This is a genomic window from Streptomyces sp. OR43 (assembly GCF_008042275.1).
Taxonomy (GTDB): domain Bacteria; phylum Actinomycetota; class Actinomycetes; order Streptomycetales; family Streptomycetaceae; genus Streptomyces.
In genome coordinates this window covers 955057-964592 of record NZ_RDBK01000043.1, presented here as the reverse complement: position 1 = coordinate 964592, position 9536 = coordinate 955057, and the positions used below count along the sequence as shown (strand labels likewise).

At 72.0% G+C, this 9536-nt stretch carries 13 protein-coding genes; 8 read left to right on the top strand and 5 right to left on the bottom strand.

The window, feature by feature from the left end:
* The 3 genes from EAO72_RS22715 to EAO72_RS22705 form a co-directional block, all read left to right on the top strand.
* On the top strand, window positions 1–246 hold a 246-nt coding region (locus EAO72_RS22715), incomplete at its 5' end, for an alpha/beta fold hydrolase (RefSeq protein ID WP_222724119.1).
* Window positions 243–1148, top strand: coding sequence for an SDR family oxidoreductase (locus tag EAO72_RS22710; RefSeq protein WP_148019124.1), 906 nt, complete (start codon window positions 243–245; stop codon window positions 1146–1148). The genes EAO72_RS22715 and EAO72_RS22710, both read left to right, overlap by 4 nt.
* 88 nt (window positions 1149–1236) lie before the next feature.
* Complete coding sequence (locus EAO72_RS22705) at window positions 1237–1461, top strand: hypothetical protein (protein WP_148019123.1); 225 nt, start codon at window positions 1237–1239, stop codon at window positions 1459–1461.
* Between the two features lie 128 nt (window positions 1462–1589).
* Here the strand turns inward: EAO72_RS22705 and EAO72_RS22700 are convergent, their stop codons facing one another.
* The gene (locus EAO72_RS22700) at window positions 1590–2153 is read right to left on the bottom strand and encodes a TetR/AcrR family transcriptional regulator (RefSeq protein WP_148019122.1); all 564 of its coding nucleotides are present in this window, start codon (window positions 2151–2153) and stop codon (window positions 1590–1592) included.
* Window positions 2154–2254: 101 nt separating this feature from the next.
* Between EAO72_RS22700 and EAO72_RS22695 the strand changes: the two genes are divergently transcribed.
* Window positions 2255–3169 carry an NmrA/HSCARG family protein gene (locus tag EAO72_RS22695; protein WP_148019121.1) on the top strand — a complete coding sequence of 305 codons (915 nt, stop codon included), beginning with the start codon at window positions 2255–2257 and terminating at the stop codon, window positions 3167–3169.
* Window positions 3170–3223: 54 nt separating this feature from the next.
* Here EAO72_RS22695 and EAO72_RS22690 read toward each other — a convergent pair whose 3' ends face one another.
* Window positions 3224–3691 (bottom strand): Lrp/AsnC family transcriptional regulator, encoded by a 468-nt coding sequence (locus EAO72_RS22690; protein ID WP_148019120.1) that lies wholly within the window; start codon window positions 3689–3691, stop codon window positions 3224–3226.
* 94 nt (window positions 3692–3785) lie between these two features.
* Between EAO72_RS22690 and EAO72_RS22685 the strand changes: the two genes are divergently transcribed.
* From EAO72_RS22685 to EAO72_RS42120, 4 genes are all read left to right on the top strand, one after another.
* Window positions 3786–4637 carry an LLM class flavin-dependent oxidoreductase gene (locus EAO72_RS22685; protein ID WP_148019119.1) on the top strand — a complete coding sequence of 284 codons (852 nt, stop codon included), beginning with the start codon at window positions 3786–3788 and terminating at the stop codon, window positions 4635–4637.
* Window positions 4634–5062 carry a nucleoside deaminase gene (locus EAO72_RS22680; protein WP_148019118.1) on the top strand — a complete coding sequence of 143 codons (429 nt, stop codon included), beginning with the start codon at window positions 4634–4636 and terminating at the stop codon, window positions 5060–5062. Before EAO72_RS22685 ends, EAO72_RS22680 begins: the two co-directional genes overlap by 4 nt.
* Before the next feature lie 285 nt (window positions 5063–5347).
* The gene (locus EAO72_RS22675) at window positions 5348–7027 is read left to right on the top strand and encodes a tetratricopeptide repeat protein (RefSeq protein WP_148019117.1); all 1680 of its coding nucleotides are present in this window, start codon (window positions 5348–5350) and stop codon (window positions 7025–7027) included.
* The gene (locus EAO72_RS42120) at window positions 7024–7176 is read left to right on the top strand and encodes a hypothetical protein (protein WP_187285179.1); all 153 of its coding nucleotides are present in this window, start codon (window positions 7024–7026) and stop codon (window positions 7174–7176) included. The genes EAO72_RS22675 and EAO72_RS42120 overlap by 4 nt, the downstream gene beginning before the upstream one ends.
* 5 nt (window positions 7177–7181) lie before the next feature.
* Here EAO72_RS42120 and EAO72_RS22670 read toward each other — a convergent pair whose 3' ends face one another.
* The 3 genes from EAO72_RS22670 to EAO72_RS42115 all read right to left on the bottom strand — a co-directional run bounded on the left by EAO72_RS22670 (window position 7182) and on the right by EAO72_RS42115 (window position 9069).
* Window positions 7182–7661 (bottom strand): hypothetical protein, encoded by a 480-nt coding sequence (locus EAO72_RS22670; RefSeq protein ID WP_148019116.1) that lies wholly within the window; start codon window positions 7659–7661, stop codon window positions 7182–7184.
* A gap of 101 nt (window positions 7662–7762) precedes the next feature.
* Complete coding sequence (locus tag EAO72_RS22665) at window positions 7763–8191, bottom strand: hypothetical protein (protein ID WP_148019115.1); 429 nt, start codon at window positions 8189–8191, stop codon at window positions 7763–7765.
* 176 nt (window positions 8192–8367) lie between these two features.
* Window positions 8368–9069 (bottom strand): RICIN domain-containing protein, encoded by a 702-nt coding sequence (locus EAO72_RS42115; RefSeq protein WP_187285178.1) that lies wholly within the window; start codon window positions 9067–9069, stop codon window positions 8368–8370.
* Window positions 9070–9536 lie beyond the last annotated feature (467 nt).

The window sequence follows — 9536 nt, the reverse complement described above, 5'->3', positions numbered from 1 at the left end:
CGGGAGTTGCGGGTGCCCACCGCGGTGATCGCGGGTACGGACGACCGGCTGACCCCGCCCGTCCACGCCCGGGCGCTCGCGGCGGCACTGCCCGACTGCCTCGGCCTCACCGAACTGACGGGCATGGGCCACATGACGCCGGTCGAGGCGCCGGAGACCGTCACCGCGAAGATCCGGGAACTGGTGACCACGTACCTCCCGGTACGGGGCGCGACCCACATCGACGGCAAGGAGGAGGTCGTATGAGCGGCAGGGGCAGTCTCGAAGGACAGGTCGTCGTCGTCACGGGCGCCGCGCGCGGTGTGGGCGAGCTGCTGGCGCGCAAGCTCTCGGCGCGCGGCGCGATACTGGCGCTCGTCGGCCTGGAGCCGGACGAGCTGAAGAAGGTCTCCGAGCGGCTGCACGGGGACAGCGACCACTGGCACGCGGACGTCACCGACCACGAGGCGATGGCGCGGGTCGCGCAGGAGGTCAAGGAGCGCTTCGGGAAGGTCGACGTCGTCGTCGCCAACGCGGGCGTCGCCTCGGGCGGACCGTTCGTCGACTCCGACCCGGTGGCCTGGCGGCGGGTGATCGAGGTCAACCTGATCGGCGGCGCGGTGACCGGCCGGGCGTTCCTGCCGGTCCTGATGGAGAGCCGCGGCTACTTCCTCCAGATCGCCTCCCTCGCCGCGATCACGCCGGCGCCCATGATGACCGCGTACTGCGCCTCCAAGTCGGGCGTCGAGGCGTTCGCGCACAGCCTGCGCGCGGAGGTCGGCTACCGGGGCGTGAAGGTCGGCGTCGGCTACCTCTCCTGGACGGACACCGACATGGTGCGCGGCGCGGACGAGGACGACGTGATGCGGGAGCTCCGCCAGCGCCTGCCGTGGCCGTCCAACCGCACGTACCCGCTGGGCCCTGCCGTCGACCGCATCGTGGCCGGGATCGAGCGGCGTTCCCCGCATGTGTACGCCCAGTGGTGGCTGCGCGGCATGCAGTCCGTACGCGGCTACCTGCCGAGCCTGATCGGCGTGGTCGGCCGGCGGGAGATGAAGCGCTTCGGTCCCCGGCTGGAGGGGGTCGGCAAGGGGCTCGTGGGGGCCGGAGGCGCGGCTGACCAGGACGAACGGGCCTCGCGGGCGGCGACGGATACGCAGCGTAAGTGATCGAAATGCGTGGGATGTCCCCGCGTGTAAGTCTGGTCGAGGCCCCCACGGGGCCATCCCCACGCACCCCCACATAGGAGTGAACAGCATGGGCATCGCCGACCAGTTCAAGGACAAGGCGCAGGAGCTCGCCGACCAGGGCCAGAAGAAGATGAAGGGCGGCAAGGGCGACGACCAGCGCCAGGGCCAGCGCCAGGGCCAGGGTCAGGACCGTCGCCAGGAGGCGACCGACCGGGCCCGCGAGGCGTCCGAGCAGGGTCGTGACCGCGCCCAGGGTGCGGCGGACGACATGCGGGAGAAGTTCGACCGCTGACGTCGCGCATCTGAGCGTTACGTGCTGAGGGGCGCGCCCGGTTCGTTCCGGGCGCGCCCCTTCCGCGTGGTGCGGGCGCCGTACGTATCGGCCGGTCGTTCACTGCCCTCGGCGGCCGCTTTCCCCTCTCATCCCCGCGGGATGACTCCCCGCAGGGTGAGGTCGAGCAGTCGGTTCGCCTCGGCGGCGGGGTCCTGGTGATGTTCCGTGGCCAGGACGATGCCGGTGACCAGGGTGACCAGGTCGGCGGCGGTCACGCCCGGCGCCACCGCACCGGCCTGCGCGGCGCGTTGGAGCAGCGGGTCGGCGGCCGCGGCGAGCTTCGCCGAACAGCAGGCGGGCGCGTGGTCCGGGTCGTCCGTTCCGGCCAGGGTCAGCGCCTCGGCCAGGCCCCGCGCCGAGGAGGCGTACGCGGTGAGCGCGCCCAGCCACTCCAGCAGGGCCGCCCGGGCGTCGGGTGCCCCGGCCGACGCCGTGGCGCGGGCGACCAGGGCGTCGATCCGTTCGCTGAACACCGCCTCCAGCAGTGCCTGCCGACCGGGGAAGTGACGGCGCACGGTGGCCGATCCGACGCCGGCCGTGCGGGCGATGTTTTCCAGGGAGGCATCGGCGCCGTGTGCGGCGACCTCCTCCTCGGCGACGGCGAGGATCCGTGCGTAGTTGCGCCGGGCGTCCGCGCGCTGGACGGTCATGGCGTCATCTCCGGCCTTGCTAAGTGGTGGGGTCCTCCGTATCGTACCGAAGCGTAAGTGGCGGGGCCCGCCACATATCCTGTCACCACCTGAGGAGCGCCATGCCTTCGGAATCCTCCCCTGCCCTGGTCGTCGGAGCCACGGGTCAGCAGGGCGGCGCCACCGCCCGCGCACTGCTCGCGACCGGCGTTCCCGTCCGGGCGCTGGTCCGCAGCCCGGACACCGCCCGGGCGAAGGCCGTCGAAGCACTCGGCGCCGAGCTGGTCACCGGCGACCTCGACGACCGCGACTCCCTGGCCCGGGCTGCCGAAGGGGCCCGCGCGGTCTTCTCCGTCCAGATGCCCGACGTGAACGGGCGCGCCTTCGAAGGCGAGCTCGAGCAGGCCGTCAACCTGATCGAGGGCGCGAAGGCGGCAGGAGTGCCGCAGTTCGTGCATACATCCGTCTCCGGTGCGGGGCAGCACGTCAGCTGGGTCAAAGGCCGTTGGGCCTGGATGGAGCCCTACTACACCGCGAAGGCCGGGATCCAGGACCGGGTGCGCGAGGCCGGCTTCACACACTGGACGCTCATCAAGCCGGGCTTCTTCATGGAGAACTTCCTGCCGGCCAAGGAGATCGTGTTCCCCCGCGGGGTCGAGGGTGGCCTGGTGAGCCTGCTCAAGCCGGCAACCCGGCTGTCCCTCGTCGCGGTCGAGGACATCGGCAGGGCGGCCGCGGCAGCCATGGTCGAACCGGTGCGATTCGGTGGTGTCGAGCTGGAGTTGGCCAGCGACCGTCTGACGATGACGGAGATCGCCGCGATCCTCTCTCGCAGCCTCGGCATCGAGCTGACCGCGCCGGACCTGACCGCGGAAGAGGCAACCGCCGCCGGGATGCCCGACATGGGCTTCGGCCAGTCACATCTCAATGAGCACAATCATCCCGCCCGCCCGGAATTCGCGCGGGAGCTGGGCGTCCCGCTCACCACCTTCGAGGAATGGGCCGGAGATCATCTGCGGGGCACGGCCGCACGGTGAGAGTGCGCAGTGCCAAAGCCCGTGGGCACCCTCCCGGATCTCACCTCCCGAATCTCACGGTGCGGTGGGGTCCGCCCGGGGCTCCCGCGGGCCGCGCAGCGGCAGGGTCCGGCTGAAGACTAGATTGGTGGTCGTACTCCCGAACTCGGCCAGGGCGTCGACGACTTCCTCCAGGTGGGCCATCGAGGTGGCCGCCACCTTCAGGACGTAGCAGTCGTCCCCGGTGGTACGCAGGCACTCCAGGATCTCCGGCCGCTCGTCGAGCATCCGGTGCAACGGCCCGTGCCGGCTCCCGGGGTACTTCAGCCGCACGACCGCCAGGGCCGCATACCCGGCCCGCTCCAGATCGACCTCGGCCCGGTATCCCGTGACGACCCCGACCGCCTCCAGCCGCCGCACCCGCTCCGTCGTCGCCGACGCGCTCAGGTTCACCCGCCGGGCCAGCTCCGTGAACGCGATCCTGCCGTCGCGCTGGAGCTCGTCGAGGATCGTCCAGTCGGTCGCGTCAAGATTCTCGGCCATCTGCCCAGATTACCGGGGGATCCACGGGTGAACTCCGCCCGGACCGGCAGGAATCTCTTCTGGCGGGCCGTAGGACGTGGCTAGGCTCGACCGGGTGAAGATCGGAGTGAACGTCCCCAACTTCGGACCCGGCACCGACCCCGGCGTCCTGCACGACTGGGCCCGGACCGTGGAAGGTCTGGGCTTCGACCTGCTGATGCTTTCCGACCACATCGCCATCACGCCGGACGTCGCCGAGCGATACCCGGCGCCCTTCTACGAGCCCTTCACCACCCTGTCCTGGCTGGCCGGTCTCACCACCCGGATCCGCCTCGGCACGACGGTCCTCATCGCCCCCTACCGGCACCCGCTGCTGACCGCCCGGATGGCGGCCAACCTGAACGCACTCAGCGGCGGCCGTCTCGTCCTCGGCGTCGGGATCGGCTGGGCGCGGCAGGAGTTCGCCGCTCTCGGCATCCCCTTCGAGCAGCGGGGACGGCTGACCGATACCGCCCTGCGGGACCTGCGGGAGGCGTGGTCCGACACGGCCGCGTACGGGAACGGGACGATCCCCCTCTGGGTCGGCGGCAACAGCGACGCGGGCCTGCGCCGGGCCGTACGCCTCGGTGACGCCTGGCACCCGTTGCGCTGCACGATGCCCTGGCTGCGGGAGGCCACGGACCGGCTGAAGTCGGTCGCGTACGAAGAGAGCCGCCCGGTTCCCGCGTTCGCTCCCCGGATCGCGCTCCGGCCCACCGCGACCCCGGTCACCAGCCCGCAACGCCTCGCCGGCGAGGGCACGATCGACCAGATCCTGGACGACCTCGACCAACTACGACTGCTGGGCGCCGACACGGTCGTCCTCGACCCGTACAACGGCGACCCCCGCGAGACCAGCCACCCACAACCGGCCCAGCAGGCGCTCGCCGCGGTGGCCGCGCACCTGAACCTGAAGGAGCAGCCATGACCACGCCCGACGACCACACCCTCCTCCGACGGGCCATCGCCCTCGCGGCCGAGGCACGCGAAAGCGGCAACCCGCCGTTCGGCTCGCTGCTGGCGGCCCCGGACGGAACGGTCCTGGCGGAGGACCGCAACACGACGCTCACCGACCGGGACATCACCGCACACCCGGAACTGAAGCTCGCGCGGTGGGCGGCGAGGGAACTGGACGCGGCCACGGCGGCGGCCACCACGATGTACACCAGCTGCGAGCCCTGCATGATGTGTGCGGCCACCATCCAGCAGGCGGGCCTGCGACGCGTGGTGTTCGCCCTCTCCGGCGAACAGCTCCTGGACATCAGGCCGGGCAACGGCCGCCCGCCCGTGCCGCAGGAGGGACCGGCGCTGCTGGAGGAGGTGCGGGCGGCGATGGAGTCGTATTACGTCTGACCAGGATCGTTCGTTGAGTCGGGGAAACCGTTGGAAGCGCCGACGGGGGCGCGTCGCACGGCCCGGGGCGGGAACGCGCGGTCGGCGGCGAGGGAACGAAGGTCAGCGGGCGTTGTCCGGCATCATCCCGTGGAGGAGAGAGATCTGCCCAAGTGCGCGAAGCAGTCGCTCCTTTCTCATGCCCCGGTTGCCTCGGCGCCGTCGACCCTGCCCTCGGGAACGGTGACCGAGCGGCCAACAGCCCTCGGCTGGGCGGTACATGGTGGCCCCTGGCACGATGCGGGTATGACGGAGGACATACAGGCTCGTGGTGAGGCGCTCGTCGCCGCCGCTCATGCCGGTGACAGCAAGGCCGTGCGACGGGGTACAGACTTCTTCGTGTTCGGGAAGCACATCGACGAAGGCATCCCCTACTGGGAACAGGCAGCGGCGGCCGGGGACGCCTTCGCGCACTACACCCTGGCCCGCTACCGGAAGATCCGGGGCGACCGGCCTGCCGCGGAGGCGCTCTACCGGGCCGTCGCCGAACGGCACTCGGGGAGTGCGTACGGGCTCGGCGTGCTGCTGAAGGAGGACGGGGACCCGGAGGCCGCCGCGTGGTTCCGGCGGGGCTGGGAGGACGGGCGGCATCTGGACTGCAAGATCGAGCTCGGCAAGCTGATGGCGGCCGAGGGGCGGGTCGAGGAAGCGTCCGAGTTCCTGATGAGCGACACCGAGCTGGGCGACATCGCGGTCTACCGCTGGTCCCAGCTCTTCGACTCGTTCCGCGACGCCTTCGCCGCCGCAGCCACCGGCCTCGATGCCGCGGAGGCCGACGACGACGAGGACGGGGAGGCCGCCGTGAAGGCGGTCGAGGCGCTCTTCGCACTCGACAAGCACTTCGCGGACTACCCGGGACTGACCACCGAAGCCGACGCCCTCTACCGCCGGGCCTCCGCGCTCAGCGCCCGGGCGGGCCTCTACTACGCACTGTTCCTCACCGAGACCGGCGGCGACGAGTCCTGGCCCCGGGCCCGTGACCTGCTGCTCCGGGCACACGAGGCAGGGTGCGAGCAGGCCGCGGCACAGCTCGGGATCAAGCACGAGCAGCGCGGCGAGCTCGAAGAAGCCGAGCGCGGCCACCTGCTCGCCGTCGACGCGGGCGAGGAGCCGCCCAAGTGGAACCTCGCGATGCTGTGCCTGCGGCAGGCGCGGTACGAGGAGGCCGAGCGCTGGTTCGCGGAGTTCGGCGAGAACGACAAGGACGCCGTCCAGCAGCTCGCCCGGGTCGCCGCGCTCCGTGAGGGCGGTCCCCGTGCCGCCGACGAGGTGGACTTCCGCCGCCTCCCGGGACTGCGCGAGCGGGCCGAGGCCGGGGACGTACGGTCCGGGTACGAGTACGCGGCGATGCTCAACGACTGGCGCGGCAAGAACGCCCGCTACCTGCTCCGCTGGATGGAACCCGCCGCCGAGGCCGGCGACGCGGAGGCGGCGTACGACGTCGCGGAGCTCTACGCGGCGCTGCGCCGCTTCCCGTTGCGCGACGCGTGGCACCGCAAGGCCGCCGAGGGCGGGGACCACCACTCGTGCCACCACATGGGCTGGCTCTCCGAGTACCACCACGACTACCAGGAGGCCGAGCGCTGGTACGTGCGCGCGGCCGACGGCGGGCCCCTGCTGAACTCCATGCTCGCCGGCAAGCTGAAGGCCCAGCGGGGCGCGTACGCCGAGGCGGAGCCGTTCCTCCGCACCGTCTGGGAGGAGGGGGAAGGCTCCGCGTGCTGGACGGAGGCCGCCGGGTACTACGGCCTCGTCCTGCACCGGCTCGGCCGCTCGGAGGAGGCCGTCGAACCGTTGGAGGAAGCCGTGGACCGGTGGGAGGAGGACGTGAGCCGTCGCTACGATCCCGACGACCTCGAGCTCCGGTCCCGCATGGTCCGTCCGGAGAAGGTGCTGGAGGAGGTGGAGGCGGCCCTGTCGGTATGACCACCAGCGACGGGGCCGCGACGCGGGCCGTGGTCGGCCGAATCCGTGCCGAGGTGAGCGACCCCCTGGCCGGCGAGAAGTCCACGTACGGCGCCCTGCCCGCCGGAGCCGACGCGGATGTTCCGCTCCCCGCGGCAGGCCTTTCCTGAGGTGCCTACAGGTCGCAGTGCCGCTTCCGGATGGCTCCCGTGAGGTCTTCGACGGCGGACAGGGCGGCACGTTCACAGCCGCCGTCGATTGCTTCCAGCGTGGCGGCCGCGGCCTCACGGATGGGGTGGGGAATTCCCTCGGCGGCCGTGAGCCGGTAGGCCGCCTCACGGCGTGCCGTGCGCTCCGCAGGGTCCACGGCGCCAGGGCCGGACAGTGGAAACACGGAGTGCTTGTAGGCATGGATGCCCAGCATCATCGTGTCCGCGGCACCGTTGCCGTGCCCCGGGGCGGCTGTCCCGGCCGCCCGGTCTTCCCGTGCGGTCGCGACCGCTCGACGGTGGGACAGAACCGCCTTCAGCACACCACCGCCTGCCAGGGACAGGCCGCAGGTGACAGCGAGGAACCCGCCTCCCCAGACGAAGCCGGTCATTCCGCCGAGGGCAGCGAGCGCGACCGTCCATGCGGCGACTGTCCTGGAGCTCATGTGCTCGGGGGTGGCATCCACGACGGCAGTATGGCAGCCGACGCCACATGGCCGGCGTGGAGTTGCGTGCGTCAGTGACCACCGGCCGGGGCGTGGGACCGTCAGCGGAGCTTCAGTTGTTCGCGAAGGCGCGTCACGTGGGCCTGGACGCTGCGCTCGATGTCCGGGCCTCGTTCCGCGGCAGGAGCGTCGGCGGGTTGGCGGCACGGGCCGCACAAACCGTCGCGGAAGGCTTCGGGCCTGCCAAGTGCGCCGCATTCGGTGCACTCGACGATCAGGCGGGGTGCTGACGTGCCCGGCGCCGCCGGTGCCGAGGTGGCGGGCTGCCGGGGCGGGAGCTTGGTGCTGAGGCGCTTCTTGACGAAGCCGCGGGGCGAGTCGACGGTTTCCGGCAGCCCGGCGGTGAGGGTGTGGACGAGGTAGTCGGCGTCCGCGCCGCGTGCGAACCACTCGGCGGCCAGCTCCTCCAGGGCCCGGCAGTCGTCCTCGGAGAGTCCCAGGCGCTTGTCGACGGCGCCCAGTCGGGACAACGCGAGATAAGCGGGTGACTCGTCCTGCGGGGTCGCGCACCGCTGCTGCGGTACGAGGGAAGTGGGGGCTGTAGGGGGAGACGGTCTGGAGCGAGCGGGGTGGCGTTCCAGCCGCACAGGGCGGGGTGTTCACGGTTGTGGCACGCGGAGCCTCCGGGCTCGCCTCCGCGCGGCGGTCAGGCGGCACTCCAGTGCTGGTTGTCACGGCCGTTGCATTCCCAGAGCACGATCTGGGTGCCGCTCGCGCCCCCGAAGAGATCCAGGCACTTGCCGGTGGACGCGGACACCAGCGCCCTACCGAGGCTGATGCGCTGGACGGAAGACCCGTCGCAGGTGGCCAGGACGACCGGGGTCCGGTCCTCGGTTCCGGTGACGGTCACGCACAGGCTGCCCTGGCGCAGACTGCCGTCGGGCCGGGGACTCCAGGACTGGTCGGCCAAACCCCCGCAGGGGGCTGCCACGAGCTGGGCTCCCGAGCCTGCGCCGGTCAGGCACTTGCCCGAGGCCTCGACGGACAGGGCGACGCCGGGCACCGTGGTCGAGCTGCCGGGGTTGCCACCGCCCGGTTTGGCGGCGCTGTCCGTTCCGGGGGCGTCGGCGGAGGGCGACGAGCCGGACCCCGCGGCGGTGGTGCTCCTGCCCGGGTGGGGCGTGGCCCGGGCACTCTTGCCCGATGACGAAGAGGGGGCGGTGGACGGGGGGACGGAGGGGGTCGCTGATTGCTCCGCCGTAGGAGATCCCGGCAGTTGCGGCTGGCCCCCGGCTTCCTCGTCCACGTCGTCGGCCTGTACGAGCCCATCGGCGGGTGCGTCGGCCTGGCGGCCGGATCCCCCGCCGGTCGTGACGGCCACTCCCGCGACGACGGCAACGACTGCCACGGCGGCAGCCGTTGCCAGGACCCATCTCCGTCGCAGGAACGCCCAGCGACTGGCGGCAGCGGTCGGCGGTATCCCATCGTGCGACTGCGACTGCGACTGCGACTGCGACTGCGACTGCGACTGCGCGGAGGGCCGTGGGCGGCCGGGCTCCGCGGGCCCCTGCGCCGGTACGCTCCCGCCCGCCTCGGTCTCGGCGCGCTGCGCCGCGATGGCGCGGGCGAGTGCGGCACGGGCGGAATCGAGGTTCAACGCATCGTTGCTTCGAAGGGGCTGGGCCGGCCGTGCGCCGTCGGTCCTGTCGACGTTGCGTTTCGGCAGCTCTGGCATTCGGTTGTGCTCCTTGAAGATGAGGTCGAGCCCTGAGGAGTGCTCGGGAACGAAGTGGGCGACCAGGAGGCAGGCCTCCCCCTGACGCGCCAGGCGGTTCAGGCAGCGCTTTCCCGGCGGGCGGAGGCCCTGCGGCGCAC